This is a genomic window from Kiritimatiellales bacterium, from assembly GCA_041656295.1.
In the GTDB taxonomy this organism is placed as follows: domain Bacteria; phylum Verrucomicrobiota; class Kiritimatiellia; order Kiritimatiellales; family Tichowtungiaceae; genus Tichowtungia.
Map to the genome: position 1 here is coordinate 72,437 of JBBADV010000004.1, position 19,231 is coordinate 91,667.

The 19,231-nt window shown below is 41.9% G+C and carries 15 protein-coding genes and 1 tRNA gene; 2 read left to right on the forward strand and 14 right to left on the reverse strand.

Annotation, left to right across the window (positions count from 1 at the left end; all coding sequences use genetic code 11):
* The first annotated feature begins 297 nt into the window (after positions 1-297).
* Entirely contained in the window at positions 298-1,551 is a 1,254-nt protein-coding gene (locus WC959_03650) for an outer membrane protein transport protein (protein MFA5688226.1), read from the forward strand.
* 678 nt (positions 1,552-2,229) lie between these two features.
* On the opposite strand, the gene WC959_03655 is transcribed toward WC959_03650, so the two are convergent.
* The 14 genes from WC959_03655 to WC959_03720 form a co-directional block, all read right to left on the reverse strand.
* Complete coding sequence (locus tag WC959_03655; GenBank protein ID MFA5688227.1) at positions 2,230-2,844, reverse strand: outer membrane beta-barrel protein; 615 nt, start codon at positions 2,842-2,844, stop codon at positions 2,230-2,232.
* Positions 2,845-2,999: 155 nt separating this feature from the next.
* Complete coding sequence (locus WC959_03660) at positions 3,000-3,803, reverse strand: SHOCT domain-containing protein (GenBank protein ID MFA5688228.1); 804 nt, start codon at positions 3,801-3,803, stop codon at positions 3,000-3,002.
* Between the two features lie 25 nt (positions 3,804-3,828).
* Complete coding sequence (locus WC959_03665) at positions 3,829-4,491, reverse strand: hypothetical protein (protein MFA5688229.1); 663 nt, start codon at positions 4,489-4,491, stop codon at positions 3,829-3,831.
* Positions 4,492-4,894: 403 nt separating this feature from the next.
* A complete protein-coding gene (locus WC959_03670) occupies positions 4,895-5,473 on the reverse strand; it encodes a hypothetical protein (GenBank protein ID MFA5688230.1) in 579 nt (192 codons plus the stop codon).
* Between the two features lie 3 nt (positions 5,474-5,476).
* On the reverse strand, positions 5,477-6,325 hold the full coding sequence (locus WC959_03675; GenBank protein ID MFA5688231.1) for a macro domain-containing protein: 849 nt from the start codon (positions 6,323-6,325) through the stop codon (positions 5,477-5,479).
* Between the two features lie 255 nt (positions 6,326-6,580).
* Entirely contained in the window at positions 6,581-7,183 is a 603-nt protein-coding gene (locus WC959_03680; GenBank protein MFA5688232.1) for a hypothetical protein, read from the reverse strand.
* 26 nt (positions 7,184-7,209) lie between these two features.
* Positions 7,210-7,590: a hypothetical protein gene (locus tag WC959_03685; protein MFA5688233.1), complete on the reverse strand. Its 381-nt coding sequence runs from the start codon at positions 7,588-7,590 to the stop codon at positions 7,210-7,212.
* Complete coding sequence (locus WC959_03690) at positions 7,587-13,100, reverse strand: DUF6531 domain-containing protein (protein MFA5688234.1); 5,514 nt, start codon at positions 13,098-13,100, stop codon at positions 7,587-7,589. Before WC959_03690 ends, WC959_03685 begins: the two co-directional genes overlap by 4 nt.
* Positions 13,101-13,102: 2 nt before the next feature.
* Positions 13,103-14,257 (reverse strand): hypothetical protein, encoded by a 1,155-nt coding sequence (locus WC959_03695; protein ID MFA5688235.1) that lies wholly within the window; start codon positions 14,255-14,257, stop codon positions 13,103-13,105.
* Positions 14,258-15,244: 987 nt separating this feature from the next.
* Positions 15,245-16,054 (reverse strand): AAA family ATPase, encoded by an 810-nt coding sequence (locus WC959_03700; GenBank protein MFA5688236.1) that lies wholly within the window; start codon positions 16,052-16,054, stop codon positions 15,245-15,247.
* A gap of 17 nt (positions 16,055-16,071) precedes the next feature.
* On the reverse strand, positions 16,072-16,377 hold the full coding sequence (locus WC959_03705; protein MFA5688237.1) for a hypothetical protein: 306 nt from the start codon (positions 16,375-16,377) through the stop codon (positions 16,072-16,074).
* The gene (locus WC959_03710) at positions 16,377-16,670 is read right to left on the reverse strand and encodes a helix-turn-helix domain-containing protein (protein MFA5688238.1); all 294 of its coding nucleotides are present in this window, start codon (positions 16,668-16,670) and stop codon (positions 16,377-16,379) included. Before WC959_03710 ends, WC959_03705 begins: the two co-directional genes overlap by 1 nt.
* Positions 16,671-16,780: 110 nt before the next feature.
* A complete protein-coding gene (locus WC959_03715; protein ID MFA5688239.1) occupies positions 16,781-17,566 on the reverse strand; it encodes a hypothetical protein in 786 nt (261 codons plus the stop codon).
* A 2-nt stretch (positions 17,567-17,568) separates the two neighbouring features.
* Positions 17,569-18,966 carry a tyrosine-type recombinase/integrase gene (locus WC959_03720; protein ID MFA5688240.1) on the reverse strand — a complete coding sequence of 466 codons (1,398 nt, stop codon included), beginning with the start codon at positions 18,964-18,966 and terminating at the stop codon, positions 17,569-17,571.
* Positions 18,967-19,134: 168 nt separating this feature from the next.
* Here WC959_03720 and WC959_03725 point away from each other — a divergent pair.
* A tRNA-Leu gene (locus WC959_03725) sits at positions 19,135-19,221 on the forward strand.
* The last annotated feature ends 10 nt before the right edge of the window (positions 19,222-19,231 follow it).

The window sequence follows — 19,231 nt, forward strand, 5'->3', positions numbered from 1 at the left end:
CAGAATAATGGAAGAGAGGAATGATGGAATGTTGAAAATGGATTAATCCGGGTAGATTGTAAACGCCAGTGTCCGGTTGGATGCGGAAAAATTCCATAACGGAATGAACCTTTCTTCATTCGGCAAAACAAAGGAAAGGGACATCGGCTAAAATCCCCATATAATCAGACTGTACGAATCATACATCCATATCGGCTCAAAGCAGATGAACAAAAAAACAGAAAAAATAAAATTCCGCTTGCAGTCGGGCAAGTAACGCTGTCAAGTATAAATCTTTTAACAGGGGAACTAGAGCTTATGAAAAACAGTAAAAAAAACGGGCGGGTCTGGCTGGTGGCCGGGGTAGTGGTAACTGGTTTAGTGTTGCAGGCAAATGCCACCAACGGTGATATTCTGGAGGGTATTGGAGCGGTATCCGGCGGCATGGGGGGTACGGGCGTGGCCGCACCGCAGGACGGTATCTCAGCCATAGTAAACAATCCGGCGGGGTTATCTTTTTTGCCGGGCTCGGAGTTGCATGAAGTTAATATTGGAATTACTTTCTTTCGGCCACATGTGCGCGCCAGATTGCGCACTCCAGCCGGAACATACTCCGGCGGCAGTGATGATCCAACTTCGTATATTCCCTACATGAGCTATACCCAGCCGCTGAATGAACGGTGGGCGGCAGGATTTGCCGCTTATGGCATCTCAGGCATGGGAGTGGATTATAAGAAACGCCCATGGGATCTGGATGGCGACCCCTCCAATGGTTATGAAGGCGCGGTTTATACCAAGTTCGCCAGCATGAAGTTTGCCCCGGCACTCTCATACAAGATCACAGATTCGCTTTCTATCGGCATCTCACCGCATTTTAATTACAGTACTCTGAGTATCGGGCAGGGTGAGGTGGATGATGTGAGCTTCGGCGGTTCGATCGGCTTGTTGCAGCGCATTGGAGATTGGAACCTGGGGCTCTCATATACCTCGCCGCAGAAGGCCAGATTCAAAGGGGTGTATAATTTCGATGAGTTTCTGGGCGATACCCGCAAAGACACGCTGGTTTTGGAGCAGCCCGCTGTTTACGGCGCCGGTGCAGCCTGGGAGCCGAATGATCAATGGCTGATTGCCTTTGACATCAAGCGGTTGATGTGGGGTGAAGCGGATGGATATGGCGATTTTGACTGGGAAAATCAGTGGGTTTATGCTGTTGGAGCTCGCTATCGGCTGACCTCTTCATGGGATTTACGCGCCGGCTTCAACTACTCCCGCAATCCAGTCAAGGAGCATCGAGGCTGGGATCCAATGGGAATGACCAGCGTGCAGGGTAAATATGTTCCTACGATGGGGTATGAACTGCTGCGCACTGTGGCTTTTCCAGCGATTGTCGAGACCCACATCACCCTGGGCGCCGGATATCACATCAATGAAAATCTGCTGCTGAATGTGGCGTATATGCATGCTTTCGAGAAGCACAGCAGCAGCAGCGGCAGCACCCCTGGCGGCGATTATAACTTTAAGTCATCTCTGTACGAAGATTCGCTTACCATCGGCCTGACATGGCTCTTCTGAAAGGGCCTGCAGGTCTTGATATTCTTGTGATGATACAGGAGAGTTTGACTTCTGCATTGTTGTGCCAGTCAGCCGTGACAGGTGGTTATTGAAGAACAACGGGATGCACTGATTGCACAGATAAGGATAGATAGGGTGCCGACGCCTGAGATCCTGAAAAATGCCGGATATCAGGCTGTCAATTTCTTCAATATCTCCGTTGTCAGCTTTTCATTCGTTTTGCAGGGATAGCTGCTGATTTGGACGGTGAACCGGGACCTGGTTTTATCATTCGTTTATTTAAATTTTCTGTTTATTCGGTTTTTGAGTTTTAAAAAAGGTGCAATTTGGATACAAATTTAAAAATAAAAAATAACTTCTTCTATAAATATGTTAATATAAAAGAGGTTAATTATTTTGCCCAGGTGGTGGAATCGGTAGACACAAGGGACTTAAAATCTTTATTCGTAAATTTTCCACCATCATCGACTTTCCCCTGAAAACATTAAATTTAATCAATATTTACAGATGTTTTATGAAATTATGCTGTTCCAATTTGTGGGGAAAAGTTTTTTCAAATTCCATCTGTAAAATCAGAGTTAATACATCAATAGTACAACAATGAATTTCCTCAGGAATTGGATGATACAAAAAAAGCGCCGCACGGAGCGGCGCATTAACCCTGTTAATTTTGTTGAATCAGAACGTGTACCGGATCCCCAGTTCGATTCGATGCCCGGTGATTTCGGCATCCACTCCGCCAAAATCCGGATCGGATGTCATCATGAAACGATATCCCGCATCCAAACTTACATGGTCTGTAACTTTGAAATCCAGTCCGGCACCGAGTTGAAATGCCGCAACGGTATCGGTTTCGCTACCAACGTCATTAAGTTTCATTTTGGCTCTGACTACACCGACACCGCCCATCAAGTACGGCGTGACAATGGTTTTATTTTCGAAGTCATAGAATCCGTTCAGCATCAACGCCATGACAGTAAGTTTTCCATCGCCGGTGTAAACCCACCCGGGGGTCAGATTAATGTTGTCCAGATCGTTTCTCTGATACAGAAATTCCAATTCTGCACGGATCGGCAGATTGGCAAATTTTACGCCACCGGCAAATCCGACTGAATAGCCTGTATCAAATTCCATTTCTTTCATTTGAACACCCGGCTGGATTGCTGTATCACCGCCAAGATCAGCATCCTGCAATAATGCTACACCGGCGCTAACACGAACATACGGACGGACTCCATCCGCAAAACTGAATCCGGTAATCCCAGCCAATACAACGAACAATATTTTTTTCATAACCTCTCCTTTTATTAACATTCATTAAACACAACTTTGGCCATCAGAAATCGAGGCAATCATTTATCCATAATGCATGGCATCCTCCTTTCTGTTCGACGATCAGCCGAAGCTGAAGACCCGTGTGACGGGTAGGTTTAATAATGTGGTGATATTTACAGGGCATTGATTAATTCCTGCCGCTTAGCGTTGTACTCATCTTCAGTCAGCAATCTCTGATTTTTTAATTCGGTGAGCTTTTGCAGCTTTGCATCCACTGGCTCGCCGGTCTTTTTGGAAACAGGCTTTGATTTGGTATAGTTGCGTAATTCATTAGCAACTTCCTGTGCAATGTAATCCGTCAACACCGGCCCCGCATTTTTCTCAAGTAACGAGGTCACATCCTCATCATAACCGATATGGAAGATTCCTCCGACAAATGAGGGGATTGTCCAAAACAGCCACCACCCGCTTTCTGCCAGCCAGGTGCGTTTCATGTCGGCGTGCCGGACATCCAGATCAATCGGAATATTAACGGATTTGATGAACTGGCCGGTTTGGGCATCGGTTAGATCAACTTTCACATCATGAACGACATTGTATTTGTAACCGTGCCATGCCGGGGTGAAAATTAAAAATCCAGGCCAGTCGATCAGAAAATTCCAGCCGGAACCTTTATACTGCGAACGGGAATCAAATGATGCAATCACATCTACATTGCTGTTGTCGGGATAGATTGCCGTAGTTGCCTGTACATTGTAACGTCCGATATCAACCGCGAAATCACGCGCCATTCGTTTCGCATCCATTTGGTGATTCTTTTCCCGAATACCGAGGCGAATCGGCTGTTCCAGTGGCGCGCCCATCGAATGCTGGCGGTACATATCCAGATTTTTTACGGCTAGCGGATGAGTACAAGCGGTTAAAATGAATGCAACGGCTGTAAAGGCGACACTGTTTTTGATAATTTTTTTGTTCATAATATTCTCCGGTTAATGGTTTGGGTTATTGTTGCGCTGGCCAAAGCTGAATAAATTGTTCTGCGCTTTCTTTCGCCAGACGCAGAATTTCGTCTTTGTGCTTGGGGTCGGCGGTGGAATACGTCATCCCTGGCATTTTGTATCCATCAGACCGGGTTTTGATTTGGCAGATCAGCTTGCCATCCGGTGAAACAACTTTCCAGACGGTGTACAGACACAGCGTTTGATCAAAACCATTTTTTGGCATGAAATAGAATTTCGGTTCAAGAAAAGCACCAACACCAAATTTTGCATGAAACGACGGATATTGGTCATCATCCGGTTTTATAATATTTTCCGGCAATCCGATCTCTGAACGAAGGACGTAAGTAAATGCTGGTGAGTTTGTAAAAACAGATTCAATTACCTGCACACACTCATTGTTTAACTGCTGTTCCACATCCCTTTTTCTCGTGGATTCAGTAACAATAATATGGGCTATTGCTCCGCCAAAAATTGTAGCGCTTGACACGGTTGCGTGCGAATGACTGCATCCCGATATCGTAATCCGATTATTTTCACCGAACGTTTGTAGGCGTCCCGAATGAACTTTGCTTGTTTTTGGCGATGTACAGCCACTTAAAAATGCCGTAGCGACTGAAACGGCGATTGAGAGGGGTAACAACCCCTTATTCCTTTTCCTCTGCATGTTCCTCTCCTGTGTTGTGGTTTCACAAACCGGAAGAGGCACTTCTTAAAGAAAGAGGCGACACCCCCGGTCATGCTCTCTCGAGGCCCGCCAGAGCCCACATGCGACCACAACACAGGGGCGCGCCCTGAGGGCGCATCCTCTGCATCTAGCCTGGTCGCATGTATGAAACTGGCGGTTTCGAGAGAACGACTAAAACATATGATGCTAAATTATTTTTCTAATTATATTTAAATTTCCTAATCGAATAAAATTACTGATTAAAAATACAAAGCTCAACTTCCTTTTGTCAATCGTGGTAGAAAACTAACATGACAAAATAAATTGCTGTTTAGCTCTGTTAAATTAACAAAATGTCCGATTTTAAGAAAACGAATAAATATGCTTTTCGGATACACGACATTCATTTTTTCGTATTTATAAACGGGCCAGATCTAACTCCACTGACTGTCCGTTGGTATACCTCATTATAGATACTGCACGCATGTTTCGGAAAATTTTCAGGGGAATACTGTTTAATCGCTTCGAATAGGGTCTCTTTTAAAAAAGGGATATGAATGGCCCTTATTGTTTTATTTTTGATTCGTTCCGCTAAAGCGTTTGGCCAGTAGGAAGATAAAGAAAGCGGAGCCGCAACAACCTTGTAATCGACATAAGCAATAATTAACGGAAGTTTATATTTATCTGCCGCCTGTTCGATTTCATACGAAAGCATACTTCCATATTTTCGTGTATCGCCACTTAAAATGATTATTACGTTTTTTGAATTTGCAAGACGTTCACGAATTCGTGCTTCCAACGTTATTCTACTACTCGTATCTAGAACAGCATAAGTTTTGTCATGGCTATCAACATAATCGAATTTTATTGTTTTGTGGGCATCCCACGCCTGAATAGTCGCATAGTATTTAAAATCTGATTGAGAAGGATCGATTTGCCCCAAGCCGTCAAACGCAATATATGTCCCACTTCGATATGCCATAATTTAACTCCAATTTCTTTTTACTGCACAAAGATCTATTTCAAGAAATTTTTTCCGAGGAAGAATAATTTTTATTTCTTCAGTTATCCGCCCCAATTTCATTTCTTCAAAAATGGCTGTTAGTATCAGGTCAACCAAAACATTACATTTGATATCAACACGCGATAATCCATTTCCGAAAAGCGGAATATTTAATACCTCGTTAGAACAAACAGACCGTGCATGACATAAAAGACCTCGGATGGCGCGAATTAAATCTGATGCAGTTGTTTTTGCTTCCAATGTTGAGTTGTCAGTTTGACCAAGTACTACACAAAAGAATTTTTCTTGTCCTAGTGTCACGAAAACAGTTGTTCCGACTTCGTATTGATCTTGCTTTCCTTCTTTCAAGGGGGATGTAGAAAGTTTTGTTTTACTTGCCAGTTGAGTATCTACTTGTTGATTCCAATCGGCCACATTCTTTTTCCAATATTTGGTGAGCATGATGCCGTGAAGACTTTTAGAAGAAACAAGCCGTTCATCAACGGTTGAATCAAAAAAATTGTTAACCGCTATCGCCTTAAATCCCTTTTGTTTAAATAAATCAGAAAATTTTATGATTATCTTCGTATTAAATGCGTTGCTTGTGATTTCGACTTTACACCGCAAAAAGCCAGATGTGCAAAATCCACTGATAAAAAACGGAATAAACGTAAGAAGGGTGGTTCCTCCGATTATCTGCCAAAAAGAAAGTCTATATTCTATACCCGAACAATCTCTGAAAATTTCTATGAATAGCCACACGATACCCAGTGTTGTAAAAAACAATGTTAAATAGTGGAATGCAATTTTTCGCAAAAAATGGATGCCCATAAAAGTTGACCTTTCAATGCGCGCTTTCTACTTATTTTTTTGATGAAAAGAAAGCTGTGTTTGAGGTAAAGATGTAAAAAGGTGTCAAAGCATCATGTCGTTATTGATTGATTAATAACCCTGCGAATTGCAAATTTATGATTGGCTTAAATTTCATATTATCTGAATAAAGCCATATTTGTATCAAAAATGATCAATTCTTGTTTGTCAGATGAAAATCAGTAAGTCAAAAGTCGGCACCTGACATGTGTTGCGTTAATTTCCCAATTCTCGGCGGAGAGTTCCTAAAAGTTGATTTAATACAGCTTTATTTTTGGAATATGTTTCCGGTGCAGACCACAAAATGAATCGTAATTTGCAAGTATCATCGTCATTGATAATATAGATATATGTGTGAATTTCACATCGATATGTTTTTCCGCAGCTATTCATATTAAATGTTTCTGTGCTAAGCAGTAACGGCGTTTTGTTTATATACGGCACGGAAAAGTCATATTTATAATCAGAAAAGAACAAAGACGTTTCCATATTTTTAACGAAACTTAAAAAGCTCTTCTCTAACTGCACCTTTATTTGTTGCGGCGGCAATTTTGCCGCATTAATGAACATTTTTGAAACTTCGAGCGCAATGGCACTGTCCTGTTTATCATTTAAGAAAACAGCCTTATTGAACGCACCGATCATGGATCTTCGTTCGTCAACCTTTGGAATAAACCGATCAGGGAGCTTTTTTGACGATTGCCATAAATCCGGCGGTGGAACCGCAAAAGAAATCTGATATTTCGGGTATACAAACCGTCCGTTATTAATTTCCGGTGGATAGCTTTTACATCCTGTCAGACAGAGTGCACCGATCAAAAATATTAGATACTGCTTCATCCCAATCAGTCACCCCGATTATATTTTACGATTTCATCTTTCGATATTTTTCGAACACCGGTTTCCACGATAAGTAAAACAAATGGTTTTTCTCCATCCGATTGCCATAAGAGAAGTTGCTCTTTTTCAACTTCGAATAAGATTTTTTTGTCTGAGTTACGCACAATTAAGGATGCCATTTTTGATTTATCATGTCCCAGCCAAATTACCCGCCCAGAAGGCAGATTTCCCGATGTTATATGTCCGTCTTCAAAAACAATTTCACCGAAGACCTCAATACTTAAATTGTTTACTATAACAGGCCCTTGTGCCAGCCTACACGAAATTGAACAAATTATTCCTATTATCAGACACAAATATAACAATAGATACTTTATCTTTTTCATGGCATCCAACTTCCTCCTAAAGCAAAATCATCTGCAGCTTGCTCAAAAGGATTTCCAGCACTAACCCCGCCAGAAAAAAGATAGATTGGCAAAAATAATGGTCCTAATAGCTGATATTGATATGTATGGCCCATTTCATGTAAGCCCGTTTGAGTCCATCGCCCATATGCAGCAGAAAAGGAATCAGGCCCAAAATCTGATGCGTAACTGATTGAATTTCCAAACGTTATAGCCCCAAACATCAAGGGGTGATTTTTAAACTGGATCGCATTATTTTCAAAACTTATCGTTGGCATATTGACTCCGGGGAGCAATCCGACCGCATAACCGATTCCACCCCATAGCAGACCAATGGCTGTATTCGGAGATGTCCATGTTTTACCAACAATATCTAATGATATATCCCATGCTTTACCGGCAACGTATACCGAAGTATCCCATATTTTTCCAGCGATATCTGAAATCGCATTTCCAATACCGCTGAGCCAACCGCTACCTGCTTCAAGACCAAACGGGTCAGATAAAAACAATGGATTCAAGTTGGCATAAGCATAAAGATTGTACCCGCCAGCAACTCCTTTCGGGTCTATACTGATGAATTGCTTCATATCAGCAGAATAATACCGGTTAAGCATATAATAAAGATCATTGCCTTCATTGCGAACGGCAATTGCACCTAACCATTGGTATGGCGTAGAGTTCGTTCCGCTGTGAAAAAGAATATTCCCATTGGGAGAATATGCATATTGGTCAGTGACGTTTCCATTTTCAGCAGTGAGTGCCAGCGTTGATCCTTGTTCATCAATGTGGTAGTAACTAATCGAATCAACGGTGATTTGCGACCCATTATCTGTAACATCCAGATGAGCAAGCAACCCATGTGTACTCCAAATATAATATCTAACGATGCGTCCAGTCGCATCCGTTTCTGCCAGCGGCATTTTCAAAGGAGCTTTATAATCAATCACAAAATAATTTGTCATTATTGACGCCCCATCATCTGCTATTCGTCCAATTCGTACGCCAGAGGCGTCGTAAAGATATGAAACTTGAGATGTAGAGCTTGAAACCTGACTTAACCGATTTGCATAATCCCATTGATATGAAAATTGTCCACCATGACCATTCCGTTCTTTGAGGTTTCCATTCACACCATACAAAAAGTTGTCTGTTCCTGCACTACTTTGAAGAGAAATCAGCTGATCCGCCGCATTATTAAAGCGATCTCTTCGAATTTGACCGGAAAGTTGCGGAGACAGCCCCACACAAACATCTTCGATGGTTTTAAATCCGAGAGCATTGCGCTGTAAAATACGATGTAAAAATTTATTTGTACCGGATTGATAACAATATTCAATAATCTGTCCGTTTTGATTATATGAAAAATCACCGATTACACCATTTGGGTAAACGACATTTGTCATTCGATTAGCGGAATCGTAAAAAAATTCGATTTCTGATAATCCAAAATTAGAAAGATCAACTGAAGTAAGTCGATTATTTTCATCGTATAAAAATGGCACAGAAAAACTACCGGGATAAACAACATTGGTCCGATTTCCGCTAGAATCATAAGAATTTGATACGCGAAATTCTAAACCACCAGCATTAAGAATACTGTTTGTGAGACGATTCATTGCATCATATGCAAAAAATGTCTCCGTCTGTTGGTTTACAGACTGTGTTCTATTTCCAAGAAAATCATAACCAAACGTTGCTTGCCATTGCCCGCTATGAACAACATTCGTAATCCGGTTCAATGCATCATAATCATAATGAGTAATTTCGCCTTTTGCATTCTTAGTTTCAGTGATACGCCCATTTGCGTTAAAATTTCGACCAATAGAAGTTGCTGGATATTGTATATTTGTACTTTGTCCGATGGCATCAAGTTCGTAATAAGTCACACGTCCTTCCGGAGTAACAACAGCGGTTAAGCGATCTGCTGTATCGTAAAGATTACTGACAATGCTGCCATCCGGTTCGATCACCGTAGAAACTTTATATGCCGGAGTATATGTATAACGGTTAGTTCGCCCTCCGACATCGACTTCTGTTTCCAAAAGTCCATTATCATACCATGTCTTATACATGGTATTACTGCGCGGATCGGTGGTACTGATTAACTGCCGATTGGCATCGTAACTGTTTTCTGTTTTATTTTCTAAAGCATCCCATGTTGTTAATAAATCACCACGGATACTCCAAAGGTTGGAAATGGTACTGCCATCCGGCAGATTAATTAGGCGAACGTTTCCGTAATTATCATAAAAATATTCCGTGGAATAACCATTGCCATCTGTTTGCGTTTGGAGCAACCCATTAGAATAATAACCATACTCCAGATTGTAAGCAGCATTACTGATGGAAAGAACATGGTGCTTCTCATCGTAAGAATATTGCGTAGCATGACCGAGAGCATTAGTCACAATAATAGGTCGATGCAAGCTATCATAATGATATTTTGTTATACGTTCCTGCAACGTTCCCACAGCTTCAGTCTTTGATAAAAGATTGTGATGAGCATCATATACATACTGATTCGTCACTCCCATGGCATCGACATAAGCCATGAGACGCCCTTGCCCGTCGTAAATATTTCGTGTTCGATACCCAAGTGCATTTTGAGTGCCAAGATTACGTCCGGCATCATCAAACCAGTGAGTGATCTGTCCGCCGAATGGATCTTCTTCGGTACCCTGCCCCCCGCCGATATAAAAATTCCAAATACCGGAACCGGCTCCGATTTGCTGTGTAACACAGCCAGTTGGGTCATATTGATTTTGAATCATAGTAATATTTTCAGGATCAATAACAGCAATAATCTGATGATTCGTATTATACTGATAAATCCATGTGTTGTTTTCTGCGTCTGTAAAAGAAGTCAAATTTCCAAATGCATCATACCCGTACGAAATTTGCCGACCAGTGGAGTCCGTAACCGTTTGAAGATTCGTCCGGATGTTATAAGTGAATGTCATTGTTCTACCATATGAATCAGCGATACTTTGAAGATTTGTCTGAGCATTGTATGTGAAATCCGTAGTCCCTCCGTCTACATCGACGACAGTATTAAGCATACCATTAGCGTTGAATTGATATTTTGTGCCATCACGAGACATAAGATGATAGACATTATTAGTTTGCATAAGCCAATCTGTAACTCCCGGTGGTGACGTATATTTTCCGTCAGGCTGACGAACAAAATCTAAACTTTTTTGCCCTAATTCAACTGTTACAGTATTGCGTGTCGCCTGATCCATTGCCCAGCGAGTAACGACTGCCGCCGTTGCCCAATCAACAACATCGCGATTTCCACTCATTAAATCGACCAATACAACATTTTGCACAATTTGAGCAGCTACATCCTCAGGAGCGCGTTCGCCCCATCCGATATCAGTTCGTGTGGTTTCACGGATTCTGCCTTGAAAGCTATGATTCCAGCCAAATCCAAGAACACCCTGTTTGAAATTTTCATCACTACGATAATACCGCTCAAAACTGATTCCGCCGCCACTACCGCCTAATGACAGATCTGTTTTTTGCATCCAATATGCGCCGGTAACCATGCTGACCGGATCTGCGCCAAAAGTTTCATTTACAGAACCATCTCCACCGAATCCAAACCATGAGAGAATTGAACCCCACCATCCTGATAACATTGATCCTAACGCTCCGAATGCTCCCTTAAGATTATCGGAAATTCTCATGTTAACGGCTCCGGCGCTGGAAATTTGGATATAACCTACGCCAGTCCAGTTGCTGTAAACAATGGAGCCTATTTCAGGTAATATGTAAGAATTTCCTTGCAGTATGCCGCTTTCAATTGTGGAAATCAAAGAAGATGGGTATTTAGAATTAATCTGTGTTTTAACATAGCTCCATGTGGCAGTCGTCGCAAAAAAAGTACGATTCCCCTCTGCAATGTTGAGGTCCAATGCACCAATTGTAGAAATACCTTTTTCTTGTTGAAATTGCTCAAGTACTCCATGTTCCAAAGCACTGCCTATAAGAGTTTGAGTTTCAAATGCCGGAGAACCATAAGGGTATGTTGAAATCAATCCACCAGGAAGATCAACGGACATTGATCCAGCATATCCGATTATACCGAAATTTGAAATTCTTTGAATAGGTTGGTTCCAAACAGCAGACATTAATCGAAGATTCTTCCCGCGTTGATAATTATACCCATTATTCATTAATTCAAGAACTGCGGCATTCTGTTCGCCGGTAGTCCCTGTTGCAATGGCTTTATTTAACTGTTCAATTGAATTTTTTAAGTTATTTACCCCGGCATCATCAAAGTCATGTACCAAACTATATATTCCTCCGACCGAAACACTTAGTGTTCTTTGTTGATCCAGCCATAACGTAGTCCAACTGGAATGTACCGGCGCATGAACATTTAGTACTAGATTGTGAGAACCGGCAGACAAACTATTTCCGATGGCTACCTGTATATTATTAAGTTTCAGAACCGGGCAATTGTTTGTATAAGATAAAATCAAAGATTTTCCAGCAATTTCATATCCTTTAAACGGATAATTAATGCTACCGTGCTGCACTTGATATGTTGCATAATCTGGACTTTGGACATGATCCCAATATTGAAGTGTAGAAATATCAACATCGACAACAAAAGGTAGTTGTTGCGGCAGAGTTTCTACATTTTCTGGTACAATTTTTCGAACACCAAAAACATCACTTATATGAGCATCATGGGCATGTGCTTTAAGGTAGGCGATGAGGTTCGTTGTATAGCTCGAAAGCGTGGAGCGAATATTATCACGATTTAAATTTCCTACATCCGTATTCCCGACGGTTGCGCCGGATAACGCAATATCTCTAAAAGACGTTTCATTATACGCCATGGCAGTTTTTAGATTAATTGACGATGACCGATATGTCTTGATTGCTGGATCTAGTTGATGCCATGCCCCCCCGATGCTAACCTCCGTCCACACGCGATATACATACAATTGGCTAGATATTCCGCTGATATCACCAGCATAGCCCCCAAAACGTGTAAAATAACCGACCATTTGACTTGCCGATACCGGCAACCAATCCAATAGATCATTACGATTATAACGGAGTTTAGCATAACCATACCGGCAGGCGTATCCTGATTCACGTAATAACGCAATCAGAAGTGCGTTCTGATCCCACTCGCTACCACGTCCAGCCAGATAACATCCATGTGCTCCTACATAAATTCCATATGTCGGCAGATAATCAATTTTATTTTTAACATATTCAAAAATACGAACTGGGTCATATTGGAATGCGTGCGCCAAAGAACGTAACTCGGCTGTCATTTCCGTTTCATTTGTTGTAACGAGTGTTCCTTGTGTTTCCAAGCTAAAAGGCATAATCACCGGAGACTGTAAGGTCGGGTTATCTGCTGGAGTTTCCGGCATTAGTGGAGCCTGTTCCCACTGAGAAAACACTGGAGTTAATGCCCCTGTAAGTACAGTTATCCAACCGGCCAGTAAAATTTTTTTATTCATTGTTATTCTCCTGTAACCCAAATTGTGCTTTTAGAAATATTCTTTGACGGTGTAACTTCCAATTGAAGCATTGAAATCCCGTTAAAATTCACACTCTCTAAGTGGCCATTCACGTCATATTGATAAATAATCCGGCTTTGTACATTCCCCGGTGTTGTTACATTGGCAATTTGCGGGTGTGTTCCTGCCAAATATTCGGCAAGATTGGAAAAACCATCGCCATCCGCATCGCCGTTCCGGTCATCTACCAGTGGATCAAGTCCGTTAAGAATTTCCCACCAGTCCGGCATTCCATCTCCGTCACTGTCTATCGGTAGATGTCCGATTGCTCTGATAAACCGATGTGGATAACTTTCAGAAGAAATACGGTTTGTGAAAGAGCCATCCGTTTTTGGAGAAAACGCCCGCTCAAAAACCCAATTACCAGCCATAAGATTCGTTCGCGAATACAACTCAATTCGACCATCGATAAGCATGTCTGAAACATTGACGATGATTTCATCAAAGGTATCTGAAAATTTTAACCACAGAGGATCATCTGCATATGAATTAACCGACGCAGACTTTGGCACTATCGCCTGCCTTAAAGCTTCTGCCTCTCTTTCGGCCTGACGGACGAGTTCGTCCGCTTTCCGAAAACTTTCAGGCTTAATCGTAATCGTCCATGTGATTCTGCGCCGGCTTAACTCGAAAAATGAATAATCACTAAGGGAAAATTCTTCTTCATAGGCAGGTAATGAGGGTGCGTTAAACACTGCGGCAGCATTAAATGTTTTGCCCCCGTCGGCTGACGTCATGATAAATACATCTCCGCTGGGCATGTACTCTTGTACCCGCACAGTTAACGGAACCATAATATTTCCTAAAGAAGAGGTGCCCGGCAGGTAGTAGGTACCCCCTTGGAAGTTGAAAAACCAATTTTGCTGTCCAATAAATGAAAAATCATTCCGTAACAGTTTTAGTCCCGCATCATCATAGTAAACATTTGGTGGACTGATAGGACCGTACATATCCCGAACACCTAAATAACGGACAAAAATTTCCTGCCAGCTTCCAATCGTATCTTCCGGCATAAAACGCCGAAACACTGTTTCCCCTGCGAAAACGCCGGACACCAATGCACTGACGACATACCCAACCATTAATTGCCACTTCATCGTTTCTCCTCTTTTTACCACACCTCAAAAAAATAAAGGCGCGAACTCCGGTCCGTGCCTCCACTAAAGAACCGATATACCCTGTACAGAGACATTAAGACAGAAAACAGTTTTTAATCTTTAAAATTCCGTGTGTCAAAAGAATCTACTGTGATTCTGTGTAAACTGAATTCGTTACGAAGTACCCGATTCTTAAAATCTTCCAGAGGTTAGATAATCCTATGCCTAAACCCCGCATTGCCGGTGGGGTTTATTGTTCAGGAATCGCATTTCTTTATGGCAGGACTATCTTCGCCTAGGTTTCGTGGCATAAAATCTTAAACCCCCATCTGCGGCCATGCGCCGGACTCAGATCAGAATCTGTCTTGAACAAGACGTCCGATGTGAATGGGAAGATCTGTTCTCACAGAATTATTTTGAAAGTACATACGCGTAGTATCAGTGCAAAGCCTATGACGTCAGTAAAATAACCTTATTAAATACACATTATTATAATTATAACTAGTATATATAATAACATAGGAAGCCGTTAAAACGGGATGAAAAAAAGGGATTTAAATGGATTGTTAACCGGGTTAACATTGTACTGGAATAAATATTCCTCTCATTCTCTGTTGGATGGAATCCGAAAAAATCTGCATAGAAGCAGTATATACATTGAGGTACAGTTAAATTCTGGTATCATGGGAGTGATTATGGGTCGGCTTTCAGCCGGATAAGCATGCTTTTTCTCCACGGCAGATAAATTTTATTCTCCTCCTGCGTCGCCGGCTAAAAATAATCTGCCTGTTTCATGCCACATGCTGGTGAAAAATTTACAACATCTTTGCATCAATGCTTTCAGCCAATTCAAAGCCCTGCCTCCGCACGCTCGGCAGTTGCTTCTCATGGCTTTCAGCATAGATGTCTTTGTATTCACTTTAGAAGTTCTACCCTGTTACTGGCTCCCCCCCCTAAAGGGGGGGAGCCGTAAGTAACTTTGAAATCTTAATCGTAAATCCGAGTCCAAAAGGGATTTTCAACTTCTCCAGAATGACGAATCATTATCTCCCTAATCAATTTTCCATCATCATCCTTCAACCCGGCACGTTCTGCATTTTTGGAAAATACCAGCTGATATAGCTGATCGCTGTCTTTCGTTGGATACAGACTTATTGACGTTCTTACCCAGTTGCAAAGCGCAGCGCTTCCAGCAACCGAATAAACTGCCTCTCTGCCGACCTTTTGAACTTCTTTCGGCTTCGGGAAATGAGCCACCAGTAACAATGCCACACGAAAATCATTAATGATTTTACTAATCGCTATCGAAAATGCTGAAAATGTTGCAGAATTGTTAATGTCATTTTCAACATAAGCCTGATAGGGATCAATAATCACAAGATCAGGTTTTTCCATTTCAATGAACATTCGTATCCGCTGTTCAAAATCCACTGTATCCCAGAGATGTCGAATTGATAAATTCTGAGAAAGCAAATTTTCATCAACATTCATTGCATTTGCAATGGAAAGAATATCACGCTTTAATGTTGCTGGATCATTTTCAGCTTCTATCACAAGCACTTTGACCGGTTTGCTGATCGGGATTCCTAAAAAAGGATAGCCGGTTGCACAGCATATCCCAGCCTGTAACGCCAGCACGCTTTTTCCCACACCAGTCGGACCGGCCAGAAGAGTACTTGCTCCTTTTCGGATAAGGCCATTGCCTGCAATAATATCTGCCGGATCTGGCATGTAATTTTTTAGATATTCGAAATTTATGGCTGGAAAATTGGAATTAAGTTCATTTTTTGTCATCATGATATATCTCCTTTATGTTATGAATTTGAATTATGATTTTGTGATGATGGAGAGACTTTCTCCGTCATAAATGCTGAACGGAAGGATTCTAGGCTGCGACGGTAGGACGAGAGCCACGAATGCAAAGAATCTGACTCCTTGTTCGCCTGAAGCTTTGCGACGCTCTCGCAGGCGCTAACCAGTGAACTGTAGTACCAGATTTTTTTATAGCTGGCTTTGCCTGTCCGTTTGTCGATCTTTTCTGACTTCTTATCTGCAACGAAATAGTTCCGCTCGTCAAAGATGCCGATTACATGCGTATCATTCTGCCAGAGGGGTTTCATTATTCACCTCCTCGACTTGCAACATCGCCGATTCGGGCGAATTCAATGATTTCCGGCTCATCATACCGGACTTGACGGCAGGTGAAATTAATCTGCCGGATCAATCCGCGTTTGACGTACCGTTTGATGGTTTCAGGGCAGGTGCCGAGAATCTCAGCTGCCTGTTTTCGTGTAATCAGTTTTGGTTTAGACGGTTTTTCTTCGGTTTTATTAACCATCGAAAGAAACCGTTTCTTTTCTTCGGGAGTTGCTCCCATTACCAGAATCGCGTCCCCGGTATCTGTAATCTTCATGTTGTCCTTTCCTGTTAGGTTCTGCCCGCAAATGAAACAAAAAAACTGTTTCGTGTTTTCTTGGGTGCAGAATTACATAGACAGGAAAGGACTTTCTATATAGCGTGTCCTCACTTTTTTACAAAGTCTCTGACACTCATTCCTTCGGTATGACGGCGAATAGTTCTGAGATCAACTTTAAAAACTTCAGCACATCGATTTCGTCCGCGAGTAAGAGTTTGATTCGGGTTTTCTTTAAAATAATTTATCAGCCAATGTATATATTCTTCATGCCTTTCATTATACTTCCTTTTTCTCATTTCTCGCCGAACCACTTGAACCTCTGCGACTTTCTTTCCGCGAGTAACATTAGGAAGAAATTCATCAATTGTCTTCAGGAGTGTATCTGTGGCCGACCGATAAAATTGAATCTCATCACCATAAAAATTGAATTTTTCTCGTTGATCAGCAAGAGCTTCTAAATATCCCCATTCAAATAAATTTTTTGGGTAAAACTCAATTGCGTATAAGCAGAAATAATTACAAATAAAATGAATTCGACGACATTTGCTTTCCAACGATAAAGGGTGATCTATTCCTTTTAGAGAAATGCTCGCCGGCTGTTTTTTTATCTTATCAAAATTTGCATAGATCTCTGCATTTTTTATACGTTGGGATAAATATTTAGTTTTTCTAAACCAAGCTAAGATGCACTTATCCTGCTGTGCGACTCGCTTTTCGAACTGCACCATTTTTTCTTTCATTAAATTTTCTGGAACACGTTCAATCATCAAAAATTCAAATGGTGTTATCATTTTACTTTTGCACGCCAACGGAGCATCAGGACAGGGCTCGAACATTTGTTGTAATTTGATTTTTCTGATTTTCGATATGCCATTCTCTGAAAATTCATTCATGCCTACTCTCCCAGTAATTCGAGTTTTATTTGTTCCCAACTATCTTTCGTCATGGACATCAGTTTTTCTTTTACCCACGCCGGAATTTCTTTCTGAACGGTCGTAGATGGCACATCAAGAGTAAGAACATTTGCAACCTGCCGGGCGGTATCTTCTCCAATGTGCGTGTAATGCGCAGTCATTGCCGGGCTACCATGTCCAACAACGGCCTGAACCACAGCTTGAGGTGTCCCGTGTTCTGCATGAATAGAAACATATGTATGACGCAATGAATGAAAGCCCACTTCAACCGCCGTACGCTTTCTTTGTTTGACTTGGGTTTCGTCATTGGTGGTTTTAATACCGCATTTCAAAAAATGTTGTTGAATTTCGTTGGTAATCTGCGAGCGACGAGTGGGAGAACCTTTTTCATTTCTGTGCAAATAAGTTCCTGCATACGATGGAAGAACAAAACCTTTCCGCTTACTTGCCGGTATTTCGTGCAGTTTTTCACTAAGTGCAGAAGGAATACCGATTAAAACAGGTTTTTGTTTTTTTGCAGTTTTATTCGTGATACGGCGAATCAGTCCGCGATCGAGATCAACCTCGCCCCATTTTAGCGTACAACAATCTCCTAATCGCAAACCTGTAAACGTCCCGATAAAAAGCAATGTTTGTAAATCGCCGGAAGCATTTTCTAAAATTATCTTCAATTCGGCTATGGTCAGTTCTCGCCGCCCATGTGAATTAAGTTTTTTCCGGCGAATACGTTCAAACGGATTTTCCTGCATACGCGCCTGATCTCTCAAAACCTTGAATAAGAGTCGTAAAAAATTCGTATGCTTATTAAACGTATTCGAGCTGAAATTTGCATGTCCCAACGCTACAGCATAGTTTTGAGCTGTCTGTGCCGTTACATCGCGCAAAAACAAAATCCCGGCATTTGTTCCCGACAGCCATTCGGTGAACCGTCGCCAATACGATGCGTAATAATTCAGCATTTCAGGGCTGGAATCAGGGCGTTCCAGGTTTTGAACATAGGCATCCCATGCATCAGAAATGGACAATGGCGGATTCGCCTCATCGACGGCTTGCTCATAGGCTGTTTCTGCATCTGCCAGTTTCGCCTGTACCGCCTTAAGCTGGTCTACCGTGCCTTTTGCGGCAAACGGAGCCATGATCCGGGCACGAGCTAATTCAGCATCTTTGCGAACAGTGATCGGCTCGCCGGCGTTGTTTACTAATCGCTGCTTTATCCGCTTTCCATTGGCTTTATATTCAAGATAAAACACACCGCCCTTGTAATCGGCAGAATGCTCTTTTCCTGAATTATCCCGCTTGTAAAGCCGACCTTGCCCGCGCTGACTACGGTTTTTATTTTGTTTCTTGCGTTGCTTCGTTGTGCTAGCTATCTTCTCCATGCTTTTCCTTTCAAGTGTGTTGTCTTGAGGTGTTTGGTTATGCCCCGAACAATGCACTTAAAAGGGGAGCAAATGCAAGTTAATACATCTGAAGCACAACAACAAATTTGACGAATGCCTCAATGTATATTGCATAATTCATTAATAAATAATGAGTTAAACGTATTCGCCCGGGTGGTGAAATCGGTAGACACAAGGGACTTAAAATCCCTTGATCGAAAGATCGTGCGGGTTCGAGTCCCGCCCCGGGCACCAGACTATCTTT